Genomic DNA, 18,945 nt, shown 5'->3' with positions numbered 1-18,945 from the left:
GCGCCATGGCCACGGCAACGCGCAGCGTACGAGGCCGCGAGGTGTCGCGGCATCGGCGGGATGGACGAAAACGGTGGGGAGTACTTACCCGGATCGGGTTTGCGCAGGGGCGTGCGGCCGTGCCGCAATCCGAACCGCGGCATCGCTTATGATGGCGCCGCCGCTGCCGGCGCGTTCAGTCAGTCCGGTCTGTGCGGCGCTTGATCCATTTCTTGCTTGAACCCTCATGGCCCGCCTCAAACTCGACCTGCCCGCCGACCAGCTTTGCTACGCCACGCACCTCACTGTGCGCGTGACGGACATCAATTCGGCCAACCACCTTGCCAATGATTCGATGATCTCAATGATTTCGGAGGCGCGGGCGCGGTTCCTGTTCGAATTCGGCAGCGAGGATGTGCGCGAGGAAGGCGTCGGCATCATCGTCACCGACCTGGCGACGATGTACCGCAACGAGGCCCATGCGCGCGACCAGCTGCTGTTCGAGGTGGGCGTGATGGACTTCAACAAGTACGGCGGCGACATCATCTTCCGCATCACGCGGCCCGCCGATGGCGCGCTGATCGCGATGGCCAAGTCGGGCTTTGTCTTCTTCGACTATGTGGCCAAGCGAGTGGTGGCGATGCCGGCGGGATTCGCCGGGCGCTTCCCGAAGGTGAACTGGGTGGAATAACCGCGGGCGTGGCGCGGTCCGCTGATCGCCGACCGCGCCACGTGATGGCGAGGGTGCCGGCTCAGGCCTTGCGCTCGCCGCCAAGCGCCTCGGTCAGGTCGACCAGCAGGCCCGACAGCTCGCCCGCCATCATGGTGAAGTCCGCGTCGAAGCGCTCGTCTTCGTCGTGCGCGGTGCCGTCGGCCTGTTCCTTGATCACGTCGAGCGGCGCCAGCTTCTTGACCACCAGTCCGTCGGTCAGCACGAACGAGACGCGGTCGTTCCAGGTCATCGCCAGGCGCGTGCAGCGCTTGCCGGCGGCGATATGGCGGCGCAGGTCTTCGGGGTCGAGCGGGTGGCGCACGTAGCGGACCGTGGCCTTGCTCTCGGCCCCGGACTGCAGCTCGATTTCCTGGTCGACGGTAAAGCCGGCGGGCGCCGCATCGCCGGCCAGCCATTCGGTCATGGCGGCCACCGGCGACTGGTTGACGTGCAGGTTGATCAGCGGCAGCGGGTCCAGCGCCTTGAACAGCATGCCGCGCACTTCATCGGCCTTGGCCGCGGCGGCGGCATCGATGGCAAGCCAGCCGTTGTCAGGGTCGATCCACACGCGCGTGTCGCGGCGGATGCTGAAGGCGCGCGGCAGCAGCTCTTCGGTGACCTGCTCCTTCAGTTCCTTCATTTGCTTGCGGCCCGGCTTGTAGCCTTGCTGCTCTTCGATCTCGGCGGCGCGGGCGCGCGTGACCTGGTTGACCACGGTGGTGGGCAGCAGCTTCTTTTCGGTGCGCAGCGTCAGCAGCATCTGGCGGCCGACGGTGTGGACCAGCTGGCCATTGTCACGCGGCGAGGCCCAGCCCTGCGTCTGCATCTCGAGGCTGGTGCCGGGAAAGAAGGCGTGCTTTGCCAGGCTGGCTTCAACCTCGTCGGCGCTGGGCGACCACGGGGCGGAGAAACGATGGACCTGCAGATTCTTGAACCACATGGGGAATTCGGCCAAAGGGACGAATTCTAACGCCCGCGGCGCGCTGCCGCGAAAAATGCCCGGCGCCGCGCGACCTGCCGGCCGCGCGGCAATCGCCGGAAAGCGCTGCTACAGGTCGAGCTTGGTGATCTTGCTGCCCTCGAAACTCAGCCCGGCCATCAGGCCGGCATTGGTCAGCACGAAGCCGACGATCGGCTGCTGCGCGGTGTTGGTGTCGAGCACGCCGTTTGCGCCAATCGTGGCCAGCGCGACGGTGGCATCCACGCCCGCGGTCCAGCCGCTGCTGCGCACGAACTTGTCATAGGCGTCCTGTGTCATGAACATAAGGATCACGGCCTTGGACTGCGCACCGATCTGCCAGCCGACCGAGCCCGAGACCAGCCGGTAATAGCCGCGCGTGCCGCCGCCCGAGCGCAGCGCGCCGTCGCCATACTCGCCGCCGACGATAAAGCCAGCCGACAGGGTCTTCGGGAACACCAGGATGCCGCGCGCGCGGCTGCCCAGCTCGCGCGCGCCGTTGACCGAGCTGTACAGGCGCGCCAGCGTGGCGTCCGCGCCGGAATCCAGTTCGCGCCGGCGCGCAGCCTTGTCGGTGGGTGCGTCGGGCTTGGTGGTGGTGCACGCGCCGGTGGCCAGCGTGCCGAGGGCCAGACCCGCGCTGGCCGAAAGGAAGGTTCGACGTTTCATCTCGTCTCCTTGGTGTTGTTGTCGTCTTTGAAGCATAGGCGCCGAAATCACCCGGGCAAATGATTCAGGCCAACGAGTCGTTTCCATTTGTGACGAAGGTGGTGCGGGACGACCGTTCGCGGCAAGAATAATGGGCCTTGCGCCCGATAAGTCCCATGGCTGGCTTATGGTTGCCATGTGACCGCCGCTGCGCCGTCACCGCATCTTGATGAGTCATGAAGAAACTTCTCACTGCCTTGCCCTTGCTTCTGCTGGCCGCCTGTGCCTCCCAGCCTCCGGGGGCTTCCACTGACGCCGCGGCATCGGCCCCGGCGGCCGATACCGGCAGCGAATGGCAGGCGCTGCGCGCCAAATACATGGATTGCACGCAGAAGAAGGCCAACGACAACCTGTCGGCCAAGGGCCAGTCCAAGGACGTGGCCGACCTGGCTCTGTCCGCATGCCAGCCGGAACTGGACGCGATGCACCAGTCGTTCCGCAGCTATCTCGACTCACAGATGTCGTCGTCGCATGGCAAGAGCAGCGCGCGCCAGGCGGCGGCGCGCGTGACCGCCGATACCCGCGACAAGGCGCGCAATTACCTGGTGCGCTACGTCGAGCGCGAGCGCTACCTGGCCCGCCAGAACTGAGCGCGGCCCCGTCGCCGGCTCAGAGCATTTCCAGCGGCGCCGGGCCGTCGGGCGGGGGGAAGATGCGGTCGATCTCGGCCAGCTGCGCCGGCGACAGCGTTTTCGACAGGGCCTCCAGGTTTTCCTGCAGGCGCTCGCGCCGGCTGGTCTTGGGGATGGCGATGACGCCGTCCTGCGCCAGCAGCCAGCTCAGCGCCGCCTGTGCCGCGCTCATGCCGTGGTCGCGCGCGAAGCGCTTCAGTCCGGGATGCGCCAGCAGGCGCGACTGCTCGATGGGGGAGTAGGCCATCACCGGCACGCCGCGCTGGCGCAGCCAGGGCAGCAGGTCCCACTCGATGCCGCGCCGCCCCAGGTTGTACAGCAGCTGGTTGGTGGCCACCCGGCTGCCGCCCGGCGCGTCCCACAATTCCTGCATATCGGACAGGTCCAGGTTGCTGACGCCCCAGTGGCGGATCTTGCCGTCGCGCTGCAGCGCCTCCATGGCTTGCACCGTCTCTTCCAGCGGCACGCCGCCGCGCCAGTGCAGCAGGTAGAGGTCGATGCGGTCGGTGCCCAGCCGCTTCAGGCTGCGCTCGCAGGCCTGCACGGTGCCGCGCCGGCTGGCGTTGAACGGGTAGACCTTGCTGACCAGGAAGGCCTGGTCGCGCCGGCCGGCGATGGCCTCGCCGATCATGGCCTCGGACTGGCCCTCGCCGTACATCTCGGCGGTATCGATCAGGCGCAGGCCCAGGTCCAGCCCCAGGCGCAGCGTGGCGATCTCCTCGGCGCGCGCGGCGGGCGATTCGCCCATATTCCATGTGCCCATGCCGAGCGCCGGGACGCGCTCGCCGTCGGGCAGGGTGACTTGCTTCATCGCTTGGCTTCCAGGTTGGCCGGGGTCGGGCGCCCGGCGGCACCCAACCACACTAGTTAACAACACCGGCAATGTACAACCCGCGCGCGCCGGGAATGCTTCAAACCAGTCCGGTCAGAAAATACAGCGCGATGACGAAGAACACCGCGCCGGTCTTGATCAGCGTGACCGCGAAGATATCGCGGTAGGACTCGCGGTGGGTCAGGCCGGTCACGGCCAGCAGCGTGATCACGGCGCCGTTGTGCGGCAGGGTATCCATGCCGCCGCTGGCCATCGACACCACGCGGTGCAGCACTTCCAGCGGAATCTGCATGGCCTGCGCGCCCGCGATAAAGCTCTGCGACATCGCCGCCAGCGCAATGCTCATGCCGCCCGAGGCCGAGCCGGTGATGCCGGCCAGCGTGCTGACCGAGACCGCGGCATTGACCAGCGGGTTGGGGATGGCACGCAGCGCATCGCTGACCACCAGGAAACCGGGCAGCGCGGCGATGACGCCGCCGAAACCGTATTCCGACGCGGTGTTCATCGACGCCAGCAGCGCGCCGCCGACCGCGCCCTTGGTACCCTCGGCAAAGCGCTCGCGCAGGGCGCCGAAGGCGGTCACCAGCACCACGGCGATGCCCAGCAGCAGCGCGCCTTCCACTGCCCAGATCGCGGTGACGCTGGCGATCTTGGTTTCGACCGGCCTGGCCAGGCCAGGCAGCGTCACGCTGTTGGATTCGCCGTACCACAGCGGAATCATCCGCGTCAGCCAGAAGTTGGCCACGCCCACCACCACCAGCGGCAGCAGCGCCAGCAGCGGGTGCGGCAGCTTGCCGGCCTGGCTGCGTTCGGGCTCGTTGCGCAGGTTGCTGCCATAGCCCTCGCCGCGCGCAGCGGCGGCGCGGCGGCGCCATTCCAGATAGCTCAGGCCCACCACCAGGATAAACAGCGAGCCGGCGACGCCCAACACCGGCGCGGCCCACGAGGTGGTGTTGAAGAAATTGGTGGGGATGATGTTCTGGATCTGCGGGGTGCCCGGCAGAGAATCCATGGTGAACGAGAACGCGCCCAGTGCGATCGCGCCCGGCATCAGCCGCTTGGGGATGTTGCTCTGGCGATACAGCTCGGCGGCAAACGGGTAGACCGCGAACACCACCACGAACAGCGAAACGCCGCCGTAGGTCAGCAGCGCGCACACCGTGACGATCACCGCATTGGCGCGCGTTCGTCCGATATAGCGGATCGCCGCGGCGACGATGGACTCGGAAAAGCCCGACAGTTCGACCACCTTGCCGAACACCGCGCCTAATAAGAACACGGGGAAATACAGCTTCACGAAGCCAACCATCTTCTCCATGAAGATGCCGGTGAACACCGGCGCCACCGCCGACGGGTCGGTCAGCAGCACCGCGGCCAGCGCGGCGATCGGTGCGAACAGGATCACGCTGTAGCCGCGGTACGCGGCGAACATCAGGAAGGCAAGGGCTGCCAGTACGATCAGGAACGACATCGGATCTCCTTCAGGGTTGCCTTCTCCTGAGGTGCGGTCCGGTGCCGCGGCGGGGCCTGCGCTTGTGGCGCGTTGTCTCTTTCTGTGCGTCAGGAAAAGGGATCAGCCGGCGACTGTGCCACAGCTTGGCCGGCGGCGAAACCTTTGAGGCTCGCCGCGGCCGCGCGGTGGCGGTCGGCGGCAGGGAAGGAGAAGGCCGGCTTCACCGGTGCTGGTGGCGATACTCCTGAGTGCGGCCGCCGTAGCCATAGGCCGCGGCGCGGGCGTCGATCACGTGGACATAAGAGACCGGATGCAGGTTGCCGAGCAGGCCCGACATGGTCTCGAACACGGCCGCGATGAACTGCGCCTTCTCTGCCTTGGTGTTGGTTTCATCGGTCACGCTGATGTCCAGGTGGAAGGCATTGCGGCCCTGCTCGGACAGCGGCGCGTCGGCGATGATCCAGCTGTCGTGCGGGATGTACTGCACCGTCACGGCGATCACGTCGCGCTGCTTGCCGAGCACGCGCTCGGTCAGGTCGGCGATGGCCCGGGCGCTGCGGCGGGTGAGGTCGGCATCGGGTTGGCCAGACAGGTGCAGGACGATGTGGGGCATGGCGGGCTCCTTGGGTTTGAGCGGGGTTGGTGAAGCCATGGTAGGGCGTGGTGTAGTATCGGAAAAGCGGGAATAACCGATGCCTTCCATCGGCTATGCCGAAATCAATCCGACCTTGCCAGGAGCCTTGCCATGCGTGGATTCGACACCGACCAGTTGCGCACCTTCGTGACGGTTGCCGACAGCGGCAGCCTGTCGGCCGCGGCGCCCCGGCTGTTCCTGTCGCAGTCGTCGGTCAGCGAGCAGCTGCGCAAGCTGGAAGAGCGCGCCGGCGTGCCGCTGGTGACACGCGGCCGCCACGGCGCGCAGCCGACGCCTGCCGGGCAGCGGCTGCTGGCGCATGCGCGACGCATCCTGGACCTGAACGAACTGGCCTTGCAGGAGCTTCGCGGCCACGCGCTGGAGGGCGAGTTGCGCCTGGCGGTGACCGACTATTTCCGCCCCGGCGAGATCGCCGGCATGCTGCGGCGCCTGCGCGAGCGCTATCCGTACCTGCGCCTGCACGTGACGGTGATGAAAAGCGCGGCGATCGATGCCGCCGCCGAGCGCGACACCTTCGATATCGGCCTGAGCATGCGGCTGCCCGGCACGCGCGGAACGGCCGCGCGCGGCACGGTGCTGCGGCGCGAGCCGCTCGCCTGGGTGGCCGCGCCGGCCGAGGCCGACAGCCTGCCCGCTACGCTGCCACTGGTGCTTCTGCCCGATACGTGCTCGCTGCACCAGTACGTGGTGCAGCGGCTGCTGCGCAAGCGGGTGCCGTTCGAGATCGCGCACTCCGCATCCGGTGTGGCGGGGCTGCACCTCGCGCTGGCTGCCGGACTGGGCCTGTCATGCCTGAACGCGTCGGCGATCGGGCCGGGCGTGGCGCCGCTGGACGCCGTCACCGTCGCGCGGCTAGGGCTGCCGCGGCTGCCGGAAGCGGAGTTCTTCCTGCTGCCAGCGCGGCGCGGCGAGTCTGCCTTCATTGCGCAAGCGCGCGAGGCGCTGACAGCACAATTGGCCTAGCTGGGCCGCTCCAAGTCAGAAAAAGATCACAAATCGGGCGACACCAATAGGTGCGGTTGTGTTGAAAGCAACATATCCGGATTGGGAATAGGAATAATTCGCAATCTCGTTGACCATGACAATCCCGTAATCGATAATTCGCCGGCTTTTTCAAGTTATTACAGTCGATTACAGGCCATGAGAATAAAACTTCACCCGATATGTGCCGCGGTGGCGGGGAGCTTCGTTTTTCAACCGATGCTGGTGTGGGCACAATCCGCACCGGCGACACCGGCGCAGTTGCCGGAGGTCACCGTCAAGGCGGACGTCAGCCGTGAGCTGGGCGCGGGCTACAACCCGCCCAACGCGGTCAGCGCCACCAAGACCGAGGCCCCGCTGCGCGACGTGCCGCAAACCGTCAACGTGGTCACCGCCGAGGTCATGCGCGACCAGCACGCCACCTCGATGCAGGACGCGCTGAAGAACGTGCCGGGCGTGTCGTTCTCGCACGGCGACGGCCAGCGCGACCAGGTCTCGATCCGCGGCTTCACCGCCATCGCCGACCAGTTCGTCGACGGCATCCGCGACGATGCGCTGTACTTCCGCGACATGTCCAACGTCGACCGGGTGGAGGTCATCAAGGGTCCGGCAGCCGTGCTGTACGGTCGCGGCTCCTCCGGCGGCCTGATCAACCGCGTGACCAAGAAGCCGGGCATCGACGTCACCGACTTCGCGCTCAGCTACGGCATGTGGGCCGACCGCCGCGCCGAGGCTGACGTCGGCCGCGTGTTCGCGGACGGCGCCGCGGCGTTCCGTGTCACCGGCGCAGTGCAGAAGGCCAACAGCTACCGCTCGCAGCAGTTCCTGGACCGCGCGGCGATTGCGCCGTCGCTGGAGCTGCGCGTCGCGCCCGAGACCACCGTGCTGTTCCAGGCCGACTACCTGGAAGACCGTCGCGTCACCGACTTCGGCATCCCGGCGTACCGCGGGCGGCCGGTGGACGTGCCCGCCTCGCGCTACTACGGCGCGGCCAACGCGCGCGACGCCGACTACTCGCAGTCGCGTGTGTTCTCCGGCACCGCCACCATCAACCATCGCTTCAATGAGAACTGGTCGATCCGCAACGCCACGCGCTACTACCACTACTCGCTGGACCGCAACAACACGCTGACCGCCGCGGTCAACGAAGCGGCGCAGACCCTGACCATGAACCACGGCAATGTCCGCCGCGAGGAACATGGCTGGTTCAACCAGACCGACCTCATCCAGAAGGCGACCATCTTCGGCACCAAGCACGAGATCCTGTACGGCATGGAGATCGGCCAGCAGAACAAGGACCAGATCAACAACACCAAGCCGGTGCCGGGCACCTTCAACCTGTTCAACCCGGTGCTGCCGGTGCTGCCGCGCCTGGCGCCGGGCAACCCGACCACCTCGAACCTGGGCATCTTCGACACGCTGGCGTTCTACACCCAGGACATGATCACCTTCAGCGAGCAGTGGAAGGCGCTGGTCGGGGTGCGCTACGACAACTTCCAGCAGGAAACCCGCAACCGCATCGCCGGCCAGCGCGACCTGTCGCGCAGCGACTCCGCCTGGAGCCCGCGTGCCGGCCTGGTGTGGCAGCCGAGCAAGACCCAGTCGTACTACGTGTCGTGGAGCAAGTCGTTCCAGCCGTCGGGCGAGGCCTTTGCGCTGGCGGCCAACAATGCCGACCTGTCGCCGGAGACCACCAGCAACACCGAGGTGGGCGCCAAATACGACTGGCTGAACGGCAAGGCCAGCACCACGATCTCGCTGTTCCGCCTGGAGCGCAGCAATATCAAGGTCGCCAACGCCACCAATACGGCGCTGCTGCCGATCGGCGAGCAGCGCACCGACGGCGTGGAGCTCTCCGGCGCGGCCGAGCTGGGTAGCGGCTGGCGCATGCTGGCCGGCTACGCCTATCTGGATGCCACCATCACCAAGTCCAGCGCCGCGCTGCAAGGCAAGCGCGCCACCATCACGCCGCGCCACTCTGGCAACCTGTGGGTGACCAAGGACCTGGGCCACGGCTTCGGTGTTGGCCTTGGCGCCAACCTGGTCGGTGCGCGCTATGCCGACCCGCAGAACACCGTGACCCTGCCCGGCTATGTCACCGCCGACGCGATGGCCTGGTACCGCCGCGGTGCCTTCGAGGCCCAGCTGAACGTGTACAACCTGTTCGACAAGGGCTACATCGTCTCGGCGCACGGCACCAACGCCAACCTGAACATGCCGGGCGCTCCGCGCAGCGTCATGGCCACCCTGCGCTACCGCATGTAAAGCGCAGCATCGGGGACAAAAAGAAACCGGGCGGTTCATCACCGCCCGGTTTTTTTTCGCCTGCGGTTTCTTCACCAGCGGGGCAGGCAACGGCATGCCCCGGAGAAACCCTGAGTGCCGGCAGCGATCAGTGCTCGCGCTCCCAGGTCTGGGTGCGTCCGAGCAGGCTGATGCCGATGAAGCCGCGCACGTTGAGCTTGTTGCCATCCTCGGTGAGCGACATCTTGCTCTTGTAGACCTTGCCGTTTTCCGGATCGAGGATCTCGCCGCCGCTCCACTCGTTGTCGCCGGTCTTGCGCAGGCCGGACAGGATGGTCATGCCGATCAGGGGCTGGTCCTTGCGCGCGTCGGTGCACTTGTCGCAGACGCGCGGCTTGCCGTCGCCGTCGACGAAGCTCTTGAGCAGGCGTCCGCTGTAGACGCCGTTCTTCTCGGTGATCTCCACCAGCCCGCGCGGCTTGCCGGTGTTGTCGTCGATGGTCTTCCACGTGCCGGTGGGCGTGGCCTGCGCCAGCGCCGCGGCGCTTCCGAGCAGGGTGGCGGCAAGCACCGCGGCGCGCATGGTGCAGGCGATGAGGGAAGGGCTGCGCATGATGTCTCCTTTGAGGTCCGTAGCCACGCCAATCTACTGGCGCAGCCGCCGCGCCGCAATCCGGCGCGGACCGGCGCGCGCCCTTCCGCGGCGCTTGTCCGTTTCCCGCCAGCCCGCACGCAGCGGGCGTTTGCGGGTTTTTGTGGCGCAGCAAAACGCGCCTGCGCACGGCCGCTGAAGCAATCCTCTAAGCGGACGTACGACGCACCGCGCGCCACCTCGCCGCGTCCTGCGCGACGGTGCGAACGCATCCGCAAAGCGCGGCGCGCGTGCCCCGGATCGAGCGGCACGACGCGACCTCGCGGGAGCGACTGCCGGAGTGTTGCCACGACGCTTCGCTGTCGTCGCGTCTTGGCTCGAGCGCAACGCTGCGATGCCGCCGCGTTGTCCTTGCGATGCCTTCGCGATGCCCTTTCGATGTTGCGTCGATGCAAACCGTTGCGTGCACGCATCACTCTCGCGCGCGCTCGGCGATGGTGTCGCGCAGTGGCCGACGCCGGTGTCGTCGAACATCGAGCAGGGCGTCGCGCGTGCGTACCGGGCGGAGTGTGTAAAGCATGCAGGGCGCGCGCCGGTGATGGTGTCGCGCGCGTGTCGAAGCGTGCCGCCGCACGACTCGACGCGCGCCGCTCGCGCATTGGTGCATCGCCCGCAAAGCCTTTGTCTATGCGGCTTTTCGGAAAGCGCGAGGACATTCGGTAGCGCTGTTCGCAGTCGTCGCGCGCACGCTGCGCGGCTTGTCATCGCTACGCGCGACGGTGTGTAAAAGCTGCGGCGCGCGCGGTCGGTGAAGGGGCATCGCGCGGCGTGCGCGAGTGCGCGTGGTGGGTCTCGACACCGGCATGCGCGCGACGCGTTTCGATGTCGTCGGCAACGTCTTCGTGACGACGCGCGTGAGAACTAGTTGGAGCGATGCATGCAGGCAAGTTTTTTTGCACTTTTTTCTTAACATCATCGTGCAAACGAATTATGATTCGCCTTGACAAGAGTCTCACTTCATTGCAGCGAAGCAGGAAGCAAGATGGAACCGAAAAGCGCGATGCGCGCTTCGATGCAATGACGAAGGTAGTAGCTGAGGAGCACGAGAACTTTGACGCAGACCAGGCCCGACCGGCTTCCTAAAACGCGTGCAGTCTCCCTTGGTCCATTGACGGGTTGGACCCGCTACCACCGAATGAATGCCGCCTGCCGTGCGCGAGGCCAAGCCCGCACCGCAGGCCTGCTGTCCGATATCTCCTCATTTCTGGCCGCGCGCCGGCTCAACGGGCGGTGCGGGCTGATCGAATATTCCAGGGCGCGGCATGTGCCCGAGACCCGCTTGCGGGCTCGCGCCGGCCGCCGAAGCACCGCCATGGGCGGTGTGCCCGCAACCGAATTCATTAGCGTGCAGCAGTGGTCGGGCCGCACGCCGATGAATCGCTCGCTCGACTGGGGCCGCGCTGCTGTGGCGCGCCTCGGGTCGGTCGGGTCGCCAACTTAGGTCATTCGATATTCACTCTCTAGTGAAGGAGTTATCCATGGCAACTGCTGCAAAGAAAAAGCCGGCGGCTAAGAAGGCCGCCAAGCCGGCCGCCAAGAAGGCTGCTGTGAAGAAGGTCGCCGCCAAGAAGGCTGCACCGGCCGCCAAGAAGGCAGCCGCCAAGAAGGCACCGGCCAAGAAGGCCGCGGTGAAGAAGGTCGCCGCCAAGAAGGCAGCACCGGCCAAGAAGGCCGCCGCCAAGAAGGCAGCACCGGCCAAGAAGGCCGCGGTGAAGAAGGTCGCCGCCAAGAAGGCAGCACCGGCCAAGAAGGCAGCCGCCAAGAAGGCGCCCGCCAAGAAGGCCGCGGTGAAGAAGGTCGNCCGGCCAAGAAGGCCGCCGCCAAGAAGGCAGCACCGGCCAAGAAGGCCGCGGTGAAGAAGGTCGCCGCCAAGAAGGCAGCACCGGCCAAGAAGGCAGCCGCCAAGAAGGCGCCCGCCAAGAAGGCCGCGGTGAAGAAGGTCGCCGCCAAGAAGGCAGCACCGGCCAAGAAGGCAGCCGCCAAGAAGGCGCCCGCCAAGAAGGCCGCTGCCAAGAAGGCTGCGCCGGCCAAGAAGGCTGCTGCGAAGAAGCCGGCCGCCAAGAAGGCTGCTGCCAAGAAGCCGGCTGCCAAGAAGGCTGCCGCCAAGCCTGCCGCGGCCCCTGCCGTTGCTCCCGCTTCGGCTGCCAAGACCGCGCTGAACCCGGCTGCTGCCTGGCCGTTCCCGACGGGCAACCGTCCGTAAGCTGCGCCGCCACGGCGTGGACCTTAGCTGTTCCGCAAGGAACCACCACGGCACGCAAGTCGTGCCTGCATGACCGGATACCGCGTATCCGGTCCGCAAGACACCTGAGTCTTGCCGACCCGCCGATGGCAACCGCCCGGCGGGTTTTTTCATGGGCGCGCGCGGGCCACGTCCGCCAGAGCGGCCAAAGAAAAAAAGCGCCGCACCCTTGCGGGTACGGCGCCCGGGGTGCGCCTTGGGTGACGGCCTGCGTGGCCGTCAGTGCGTGACGCGGGTCACGCCGCCGGAGGACAGCAGCCGCACCCGTTCGCCAGGGCGGAAGGCTTCGTCGGCCTCCTGCGTGATCGCGCGCATCTCGCCGTTGTCCAGGCGCACGGTGATTTCAAGCGCGCGGCGCTGGTTGATCTTGTTCTCGGCCGCGCTGCCGGCGATGCCGCCCAGTACCGCGCCTAGGATGCCGGCCGCCACCGCGCCATTGCCGCCGCCGATGGTGCTGCCGGCCGCGACGCCGCCGATGGCGCTGCCGGCCAGCGTGCCGGCGCCGGTCTGGCCGCCCTGGATGGTGACCTCGCGGATGCCTTCGACCACGCCGTAGCGCACGGTCTGCTCACGCTGCGCCTGGCCGGTGCCGTAGACGCTGTTGGAATTCGATTGCGTGGCGCAGCCGGCCGCCAGCGTGGCAACCAGGGCCGCCCCAAGGACGGCAAGCGCGCCGCCGCGTAGCGTGTTGTTCATGTCAGTTCCCGAAAAATTCGCCACGCGCCGGCCGCAGGTCAGGCGTAGCGGTACCCGAATGCAGACTGGAACCGGTTGCCGATTTCGTCGCGCGACAACCAGTGGTTCTGCGGACCCTGCTGCGCGATCTTGACCGACCCCATCAGCGATGCGAGGCGGCCGGTCGTTTCCCAGTCTAATCCGTTTTCAATGCCGAAGAGCAGGCCGCCGCGGAAGGCGTCGCCACAGCCGGTCGGGTCGACGATGCGCTCGGCCACGACGGCCGGGATCGCGTACTGGCGGCCATCGGCAAAGATGCTGGCGCCGCGTTCGCCGTGCGTGACGATGAAGGCACGAACCTTCGCGGCAACCTCGGCGCTGGTCCACGCGGTGCGCGACAGCAGGACCTGCGCCTCGTAGTCATTGACTGTTACATAACTGGCGAGTTCAACGAACTCCCGCAGGTCGTCGCCATTGAACAGCGGCATGGCCTGGCCCAGGTCGAAGATGAACGGCACGCCGGCTTCGGCGAACTGGCGCGCGTGGTGCAGCATCCCTTCGCGGCTGTCGGGCGCAACGATGCCAAGGCTCGGTGCCTGCGCGCCGACCAGTGCGTCCTTGACGTGGTTCAGCTGCGACTGGCTCATTGCGCCAGGGTGGAAGGCGGTGATCTGGTTGTTGTCCAGGTCGGTGGTGATCATGGCCTGCGCGGTGAAGGTCTCCGGCAGCACGCGGATGTGGCCGGTGGGGATCTCCAGCTTGCGCAGGTATTCCAGATAGGGTTCGGCGTCGATGCCGACGGTGGCCATCACCACCGGATCGCCGCCCAGCATCTTGAGCGTGTAGGCGATGTTGCCGGCGCAGCCGCCAAACTCGCGGCGCATGCCGGGCACCAGGAACGAGACGTTCAGCATGTGGATCTGGTCCGGCAGGATGTGTTCGCGGAAGCGTCCGTCGAACGTCATGATGGTGTCGTAGGCGACGGAGCCGCAGATCAGGCTGGCCATGCTCTCTCCAGGTGTCGGGTTGGTTTCGGTGGATCGGCGCCCTCGCGGGCAGAAGCAGTAACGCAGAAAACAGAAGCGGCCGCCCCGTGGTCGCGGGCGGCCGCTGACATCGCAGGCGCGCCGCCTGTTACTTCAGCGCGGCCAGGGCGGCGTCGTAGTCGGGCTCGGACTTGATCTCGGGCACCAGCTGGCTGTACTTGACGGTGTCGTTCTCGTCCAGCACCACCACGGCGCGCGCGGTCACGCCGGCGAGCGGGCCGGTCTTGATGTCCACGCCATAGTTGCCCTTGAACTCGGCGCCGCGCATGGTCGACAGCGGCACCACGTTGGCCAGGCCTTCGGCGCTGCAGAAGCGGCCCATGGCGAACGGCAGGTCGGCGGAGATGGTCAGCACCACGGTGTTGGCCAAGCCGCTGGCGGCTTCGTTGAACTTGCGCGCGGACGCCTGGCACACCGGCGTATCCAGGCTCGGGACGATGTTCAGAACCTTGCGCTTGCCGGCGAAGTCGGCCAGCGTGACGTCCTTCAGGTCCTTGCCGACCAGCGAGAAGGCCGGGGCCTTGTCGCCGGCTTGCGGGAACTTGCCTGCGACTTCGATGGCGTTGCCGCCGAGGGTGACGTTGCTCATGTCTACTCCTTGATATCTGATGGGTTTCCGGTTGCGATCCGGAGCGGGGGCAAGGCTCGCTGCAAGACTCGGATTCGGTCCGGCGGCGGGCCAGGAATTCAGGGATAAAAAATCAGCACGCGATAGTTGGCTGGCGCCTGCTGCGTCCGGAATCGTACCCGAACCGGCAGCTCCATGCCCGCGCGCAGCCCTTGCGCGGCAAAGGCCTGCTGCGACGGCTCCAGGTATTCCGCGGGCTGCAGCACCCGGCGCAGCAGCAACTGGTCCTGCAGGTCGGTCATCACCAGTTCGATCGCCGGCAGCGCGGTGCTGGCGCGGCCCAGGTTGCGCAGGGTGACGGCCAGCAGGTAGGTGTCACCGCCTTCATCCTGGCGCTGCAGCTGCGAGGTCTCGATGCGCAGCGCATCGATGTCGCGCCACGGCGGCACCGTGCAGCCCAGCGGCGCGCATGCCGCCTCGAGTGCCGGGCGCAGCATCGGAAAGTGCCCGGCGAGCTGGCTGCGCCCCAGGTACGCAAGCTGCAGCAGCGCGGCGATGGCGAGTACCACGGCTGCCACGCGCCACGCGGCGCCGGGCACGGCAATGGGCCGGCGCGGCTGGCGTTCACGCTCGCGCTCGCGCGCGTGCCGCAGGAAGTCGGGGGCGAACATCGGGCCGGCCGGTGCTTCGGCGCGGACCCAGCGGCGCGTCGCCTGCTCGCGCGCGACCGCGCCGCCGGTGACGCTGGCAAGGGTGTCGGGGCCAGCGGAGCGCGCTTCGTCCGGCTCGCCGACGGCGGGCAATGCGTTCGGCGGCGTGGCGGCCGGAGCCTGGTCGGCCGGGCGTTGAGTGTGATCTGGCCACGGCGCCGGCTCGGATGCCTGATCGGCCGATGCCGCGCGCAGGAATTCGCTTGCGCTGGGGATGGCGCCGGGGACCGGCGCCGCGGGTTTTTCGACCGGGCCATCGAGCGCGCCGTGATTGAGCGCCGGCCAGGCGGCTGCCGGCGCGGGCGGCTGTGCCGCCGGTGCCGGGGCCGCTTCGGCCACCGGGCTGGCAGCCTCTCGCTGCGCGTCGCGCGCATCGCGGTCGGCGACGGCTGCGTTGGCTTCGCGCAGCGCGCGCTCGATCTCGGCATCGTCCATGCCGGCCTGCGGCGGCACGGCGATGTCCTCGGGCGACGACATCAGCATGGTCGGCGCATCCAGCGCCGGCACGTCGTAGCCGGGGTCGATGGTCGGTGTGAAAGCGGGAGTCGGGGTCGGCGCGGGTGCCGCGGGTGATGAGGCCGGCGGCGCGGTGGTTTCAGCTGCAGCGGGGGCAGGTGCGGCGGTCGCTGCCGGTTTCTGTGCCGGTGCCGGGGCGCTGCCCGCAGTGGTGCCCGCCGGCAGCGGAATCTCGATCAGGTGCTCGCGCGCGTCGAACACCGTTTCGCACTGACCGCAGCGCACCAGTCCCTGGCGCAGCCGCAGCTGGTCGGCGACCAGCCGGAAGGCGGTGCGGCAGGCCGGGCAGCGCGTGACTAGCTTGACGGCGGCCATCTGGCGGAATCAGGGGCGGGTGCCGTGCAGGCAGACCCAGCCTTCCTCGCTGCGCCATACCGTCAGCGGCAGCCAGGGTGCGTAGGCCGCGGCGACTTCGTCGGCCTGGCGCTCCAGCACGCCGGACAGCACCAGCCGCCCGCCGGCGCGCACGCGCGCGCTCAGCATGGCCGCCATCAGCTTGAGCGGGTTGGACAGGATATTGGCGACCACCAGGTCGTAGCTGGCGTCGGACACCGATTCCGGCAGCGCGAACGAGGCCTCGACGTGGTTGCGCTCGGCGTTGTAGCGCGACGCTTCCACGGCGTTGGGGTCGATGTCGATGCCGACCGTGTCGCCCGCGCCCAGCTTGCGCGCCACGATCGCCAGGATGCCGGAGCCGCAGCCGTAGTCGAGCACGGTTTCGCCCGGCGTCAGGTTTTGCTCCAGCCACTGCATGCACAGCCGCGTGGTGGGGTGGCTGCCGGTGCCGAAGGCCAGGCCGGGGTCCAGCTCCAGCACCACGGCGTCGGGTTCGGGCGCGTCGTGCCACGACGGCACCACCCAGATGCGCTCGCCCACGCGGATCGGCTCGAACTGCGATTGCGTCAGCCGCACCCAGTCCTGGTCCTCGACCGCGCGCAGCTGGTATGCCGGCACCGGGTCGATGCCGAGCTGGTTGGCGGCGGCTGCCACCACCACGGCCGGATCGGCGTCGTCGCCGAACAGCGCAACCACGCGCGAGCGGTTCCACGCGAGTTGCTTCGGCTCCAGCCCGGGCTCGCCAAACAGCGGCTGCTCGTCGGGCGTGTCGGCGTCGGCGTCTTCCACCGAAACCGACAGCGCGCCGAGGTCGAACAGGGCGTCAGACCAGGCTTCGGCCTGGTCCTGCGCCACTTCGATCACACATTCCTGAAATGCCACGGGCTTCCTTCTGTTGCTGCCTATTGCTCAGGCCGATGCTCAGGCCGATGCATCAGGCCGATGCTCAGGCCTTCGCGCGTTCTGCCAGCCGATGCTCGAGATAATGGATGCTGGTGCCGCCCTCGACGAAGTTGGCGTCCATCATCAGCTCGCGGTGCAGCGGCACGTTGGTCTGGATGCCGTCCACCACCATTTCCGACAGCGCGATGCGCATGCGGGCGATAGCCTGCTCGCGCGTGGCGCCGTAAGTGATGATCTTGCCGATCATCGAATCGTAGTTGGGCGGGACGAAGTAACCATCATACGCGTGCGAGTCGACCCGCACACCCGGGCCGCCGGGCATGTGCCAGGCGGTGATGCGCCCCGGCGACGGAATGAACTTGAACGGGTCCTCGGCGTTGATGCGGCACTCGATCGCGTGGCCGCGGAACTGCACGTCCTTCTGGCGGAAGCGCAGCTTCTCGCCGAAGGCGATGCGGATCTGCTCCTGCACGATGTCGATGCCGGTGATCATCTCGGTGACCGGGTGCTCGACCTGCACGCGCGTGTTCATCTCGATGAAGTAGAACTCGTTGTTCTCGTACAGGAACTCGAACGTGCCGGCGCCGCGGTAGCCCATCTTCTTGCAGGCCTCGGCGCAGCGGTCGCCGATGCGCTCGATCAGGCGGCGCGGAATGTGCGGCGCGGGGGCTTCCTCGATCACCTTCTGGTGGCGGCGCTGCATCGAGCAGTCGCGCTCGCCCAGCCAGATGGCCTGCTTGTGCTGGTCGGCCAGGATCTGAATTTCCACATGGCGCGGGTTCTCGAGGAACTTCTCCATGTAGACCTCCGGATTGCCGAAGGCGCGGCCGGCTTCTTCCCGCGTCATGTTGACGGCGTTGATCAGCGCGGCTTCGGTATGCACCACGCGCATGCCGCGGCCACCGCCGCCGCCGGCGGCCTTGATGATCACGGGGTAGCCGACGCGGCGCGCGGTCGCCAGGATTTCCTTGGGATCGTCGGGCAGGGCGCCGTCCGAGCCGGGCACGCACGGCACGCCGGCCTTGATCATGGCCTGCTTGGCCGAGACCTTGTCGCCCATCAGGCGGATGCTGTCGGCGGTCGGGCCGATAAAGACGAAGCCGGATTTTTCCACGCGCTCGGCAAAGTCCGCGTTCTCGGACAGGAAGCCGTAGCCGGGGTGGATGGCCTGCGCATCGGTCACCTCGGCGGCCGAGATGATGGCGGGCATGTTCAGGTACGACAGCGGCGACGGGGCCGGGCCGATGCAGACGGCCTCGTCTGCCAGGCGCACGTACTTGGCCTCCTTGTCGGCCTCGGAGTACACCACGACCGTCTTGATGCCCAGCTCGCGGCAGGCGCGCTGGATGCGAAGAGCGATTTCGCCGCGGTTCGCGATCAGAATTTTTTCAAACATGGTCTCTCTCTGCGAGAACAGTAGCGGTCCCGCTGCGTGGCGCCATGGCGCGCCGGGCGCGCGCCGCGATGGCCTGTGGCCATCCGGGCGGCGAGACTGCGGGAACTGCATGGAACTGCACGGAACGGGCCGCGAAGCCCACAGCGTCCGTGGCGGGGAAGCGCCCCGGCATGCCGTGCGGGCAGGGGCCGCAGTGGACCGCTGGCGCGGGCGGCTGCAGCATCGGGCCCGGCATGCCGGTCAGGATCAGCCGATGACGAACAGCGGCTGGCCGTATTCCACCGCCTGGCCGTTCTCGACCAGGATTTCCTTGATGACGCCGGCCTTGTCGCACTCGATCTCGTTGAGCAGCTTCATGGCTTCGATGATGCAGACGGTCTGGCCTTCCTTGACCGTGTCGCCGACGTTGACGAAGGGCGCGGCGCCCGGCGACGGCGCACGGTAGAACGTGCCCACCATCGGCGAGGTCACCACATGGCCGGCGGGAAGCTGCGCAACCGGCTCGGCCGCGGGTGCTGCGGCACTGGCCGGGGCGGCCGCGGCCTGCGCGGCGGCGGGCAGGGCCTGCATCTGCGGCATGGCCATCGGCGCGGCGATGACTTGCGGCGGTTGCTTGACGATGCGTACCTTGCCGTCGCCTTCGGTGACTTCCAGCTCGGAGATGCCGGATTCGGCCACCAGGTCGATAAGCGTCTTCAGCTTGCGCAGGTCCATCTTTTTATCCTCCTGAATCGGGTTTTCCGCCGC

17 protein-coding genes and 1 pseudogene are annotated in these 18,945 nt (G+C 67.6%); 5 read left to right on the top strand and 13 right to left on the bottom strand.

The window, feature by feature from the left end; genetic code table 11:
- Nucleotides 1-226: 226 nt before the first annotated feature.
- Nucleotides 227-670: a thioesterase family protein gene (locus CBM2588_RS14935; RefSeq protein WP_018006295.1), complete on the top strand. Its 444-nt coding sequence runs from the start codon at nucleotides 227-229 to the stop codon at nucleotides 668-670.
- 61 nt (nucleotides 671-731) lie between these two features.
- Here the strand turns inward: CBM2588_RS14935 and CBM2588_RS14930 are convergent, their stop codons facing one another.
- Nucleotides 732-1,631, bottom strand: a complete 900-nt coding sequence (locus tag CBM2588_RS14930) for a recombination-associated protein RdgC (RefSeq protein WP_115681499.1) — start codon at nucleotides 1,629-1,631, stop codon at nucleotides 732-734.
- Between the two features lie 108 nt (nucleotides 1,632-1,739).
- A complete protein-coding gene (locus tag CBM2588_RS14925) occupies nucleotides 1,740-2,318 on the bottom strand; it encodes a BPSL1445 family SYLF domain-containing lipoprotein (protein WP_115681144.1) in 579 nt (192 codons plus the stop codon).
- Nucleotides 2,319-2,533: 215 nt separating this feature from the next.
- Between CBM2588_RS14925 and CBM2588_RS14920 the strand changes: the two genes are divergently transcribed.
- Entirely contained in the window at nucleotides 2,534-2,947 is a 414-nt protein-coding gene (locus CBM2588_RS14920; RefSeq protein WP_115681143.1) for a hypothetical protein, read from the top strand.
- A 19-nt stretch (nucleotides 2,948-2,966) separates the two neighbouring features.
- On the opposite strand, the gene CBM2588_RS14915 is transcribed toward CBM2588_RS14920, so the two are convergent.
- The 3 genes from CBM2588_RS14915 to CBM2588_RS14905 form a co-directional block, all read right to left on the bottom strand.
- The gene (locus tag CBM2588_RS14915) at nucleotides 2,967-3,800 is read right to left on the bottom strand and encodes an aldo/keto reductase (protein ID WP_115681142.1); all 834 of its coding nucleotides are present in this window, start codon (nucleotides 3,798-3,800) and stop codon (nucleotides 2,967-2,969) included.
- A 100-nt stretch (nucleotides 3,801-3,900) separates the two neighbouring features.
- Nucleotides 3,901-5,292, bottom strand: a complete 1,392-nt coding sequence (locus CBM2588_RS14910) for a GntP family permease (RefSeq protein ID WP_115681141.1) — start codon at nucleotides 5,290-5,292, stop codon at nucleotides 3,901-3,903.
- Between the two features lie 202 nt (nucleotides 5,293-5,494).
- Nucleotides 5,495-5,887, bottom strand: a complete 393-nt coding sequence (locus CBM2588_RS14905) for a tautomerase family protein (protein ID WP_115681140.1) — start codon at nucleotides 5,885-5,887, stop codon at nucleotides 5,495-5,497.
- 132 nt (nucleotides 5,888-6,019) lie between these two features.
- Between CBM2588_RS14905 and CBM2588_RS14900 the strand changes: the two genes are divergently transcribed.
- Together CBM2588_RS14900 and CBM2588_RS14895 are read left to right on the top strand one after the other, a co-directional pair.
- Nucleotides 6,020-6,892: a LysR family transcriptional regulator gene (locus CBM2588_RS14900; protein WP_115681139.1), complete on the top strand. Its 873-nt coding sequence runs from the start codon at nucleotides 6,020-6,022 to the stop codon at nucleotides 6,890-6,892.
- A gap of 177 nt (nucleotides 6,893-7,069) precedes the next feature.
- A complete protein-coding gene (locus CBM2588_RS14895; RefSeq protein WP_115681138.1) occupies nucleotides 7,070-9,175 on the top strand; it encodes a TonB-dependent receptor in 2,106 nt (701 codons plus the stop codon).
- A gap of 127 nt (nucleotides 9,176-9,302) precedes the next feature.
- Here the strand turns inward: CBM2588_RS14895 and CBM2588_RS14890 are convergent, their stop codons facing one another.
- Nucleotides 9,303-9,767 (bottom strand): DUF2147 domain-containing protein, encoded by a 465-nt coding sequence (locus CBM2588_RS14890; RefSeq protein ID WP_115681137.1) that lies wholly within the window; start codon nucleotides 9,765-9,767, stop codon nucleotides 9,303-9,305.
- Nucleotides 9,768-11,434: 1,667 nt separating this feature from the next.
- On the opposite strand from CBM2588_RS14890, the pseudogene CBM2588_RS31055 reads away from it, so the two are divergent.
- Nucleotides 11,435-12,009, top strand: a pseudogene (locus tag CBM2588_RS31055) (histone H1-like DNA-binding protein).
- A 258-nt stretch (nucleotides 12,010-12,267) separates the two neighbouring features.
- On the opposite strand, the gene CBM2588_RS14880 reads toward CBM2588_RS31055, so the two are convergent.
- The 7 genes from CBM2588_RS14880 to accB form a co-directional block, all read right to left on the bottom strand.
- The gene (locus tag CBM2588_RS14880; RefSeq protein ID WP_115681135.1) at nucleotides 12,268-12,744 is read right to left on the bottom strand and encodes a hypothetical protein; all 477 of its coding nucleotides are present in this window, start codon (nucleotides 12,742-12,744) and stop codon (nucleotides 12,268-12,270) included.
- Between the two features lie 38 nt (nucleotides 12,745-12,782).
- Entirely contained in the window at nucleotides 12,783-13,730 is a 948-nt protein-coding gene (locus CBM2588_RS14875) for a carbohydrate kinase family protein (protein WP_115681134.1), read from the bottom strand.
- A 127-nt stretch (nucleotides 13,731-13,857) separates the two neighbouring features.
- Nucleotides 13,858-14,358, bottom strand: coding sequence for a thiol peroxidase (gene tpx / locus CBM2588_RS14870; protein ID WP_115681133.1), 501 nt, complete (start codon nucleotides 14,356-14,358; stop codon nucleotides 13,858-13,860).
- Between the two features lie 98 nt (nucleotides 14,359-14,456).
- Complete coding sequence (locus CBM2588_RS14865; RefSeq protein WP_115681132.1) at nucleotides 14,457-15,878, bottom strand: DUF3426 domain-containing protein; 1,422 nt, start codon at nucleotides 15,876-15,878, stop codon at nucleotides 14,457-14,459.
- Nucleotides 15,879-15,887: 9 nt separating this feature from the next.
- Complete coding sequence (gene prmA, locus CBM2588_RS14860) at nucleotides 15,888-16,781, bottom strand: 50S ribosomal protein L11 methyltransferase (protein WP_115681131.1); 894 nt, start codon at nucleotides 16,779-16,781, stop codon at nucleotides 15,888-15,890.
- A gap of 64 nt (nucleotides 16,782-16,845) precedes the next feature.
- Complete coding sequence (gene accC, locus CBM2588_RS14855; protein WP_115681130.1) at nucleotides 16,846-18,198, bottom strand: acetyl-CoA carboxylase biotin carboxylase subunit; 1,353 nt, start codon at nucleotides 18,196-18,198, stop codon at nucleotides 16,846-16,848.
- Between the two features lie 246 nt (nucleotides 18,199-18,444).
- Nucleotides 18,445-18,912, bottom strand: a complete 468-nt coding sequence (gene accB, locus CBM2588_RS14850) for an acetyl-CoA carboxylase biotin carboxyl carrier protein (RefSeq protein WP_115681129.1) — start codon at nucleotides 18,910-18,912, stop codon at nucleotides 18,445-18,447.
- Nucleotides 18,913-18,945: the final 33 nt, after the last annotated feature.

This window comes from Cupriavidus taiwanensis (genome assembly GCF_900250075.1).
GTDB classification, from domain to species: domain Bacteria; phylum Pseudomonadota; class Gammaproteobacteria; order Burkholderiales; family Burkholderiaceae; genus Cupriavidus; species Cupriavidus taiwanensis_C.
The sequence above is the reverse complement of the archived record's forward strand: the minus strand, read 5'-3'. Positions and strand labels throughout refer to the sequence as shown.

What these genes read in the sequence shown, in the direction of transcription:
- CBM2588_RS14935 (WP_018006295.1), top strand. Translation starts at nt 227, where the DNA reads ATGGCCCGCCTCAAACTCGACCTGCCCGCCGACCAGCTTTGCTACGCC.
- CBM2588_RS14930 (WP_115681499.1), bottom strand. Translation starts at nt 1,631, where the DNA reads ATGTGGTTCAAGAATCTGCAGGTCCATCGTTTCTCCGCCCCGTGGTCG.
- CBM2588_RS14925 (WP_115681144.1), bottom strand. Translation starts at nt 2,318, where the DNA reads ATGAAACGTCGAACCTTCCTTTCGGCCAGCGCGGGTCTGGCCCTCGGC.
- CBM2588_RS14920 (WP_115681143.1), top strand. Translation starts at nt 2,534, where the DNA reads ATGAAGAAACTTCTCACTGCCTTGCCCTTGCTTCTGCTGGCCGCCTGT.
- CBM2588_RS14915 (WP_115681142.1), bottom strand. Translation starts at nt 3,800, where the DNA reads ATGAAGCAAGTCACCCTGCCCGACGGCGAGCGCGTCCCGGCGCTCGGC.
- CBM2588_RS14910 (WP_115681141.1), bottom strand. Translation starts at nt 5,292, where the DNA reads ATGTCGTTCCTGATCGTACTGGCAGCCCTTGCCTTCCTGATGTTCGCC.
- CBM2588_RS14905 (WP_115681140.1), bottom strand. Translation starts at nt 5,887, where the DNA reads ATGCCCCACATCGTCCTGCACCTGTCTGGCCAACCCGATGCCGACCTC.
- CBM2588_RS14900 (WP_115681139.1), top strand. Translation starts at nt 6,020, where the DNA reads ATGCGTGGATTCGACACCGACCAGTTGCGCACCTTCGTGACGGTTGCC.
- CBM2588_RS14895 (WP_115681138.1), top strand. Translation starts at nt 7,070, where the DNA reads ATGAGAATAAAACTTCACCCGATATGTGCCGCGGTGGCGGGGAGCTTC.
- CBM2588_RS14890 (WP_115681137.1), bottom strand. Translation starts at nt 9,767, where the DNA reads ATGCGCAGCCCTTCCCTCATCGCCTGCACCATGCGCGCCGCGGTGCTT.
- CBM2588_RS14880 (WP_115681135.1), bottom strand. Translation starts at nt 12,744, where the DNA reads ATGAACAACACGCTACGCGGCGGCGCGCTTGCCGTCCTTGGGGCGGCC.
- CBM2588_RS14875 (WP_115681134.1), bottom strand. Translation starts at nt 13,730, where the DNA reads ATGGCCAGCCTGATCTGCGGCTCCGTCGCCTACGACACCATCATGACG.
- tpx (WP_115681133.1), bottom strand. Translation starts at nt 14,358, where the DNA reads ATGAGCAACGTCACCCTCGGCGGCAACGCCATCGAAGTCGCAGGCAAG.
- CBM2588_RS14865 (WP_115681132.1), bottom strand. Translation starts at nt 15,878, where the DNA reads ATGGCCGCCGTCAAGCTAGTCACGCGCTGCCCGGCCTGCCGCACCGCC.
- accC (WP_115681130.1), bottom strand. Translation starts at nt 18,198, where the DNA reads ATGTTTGAAAAAATTCTGATCGCGAACCGCGGCGAAATCGCTCTTCGC.
- accB (WP_115681129.1), bottom strand. Translation starts at nt 18,912, where the DNA reads ATGGACCTGCGCAAGCTGAAGACGCTTATCGACCTGGTGGCCGAATCC.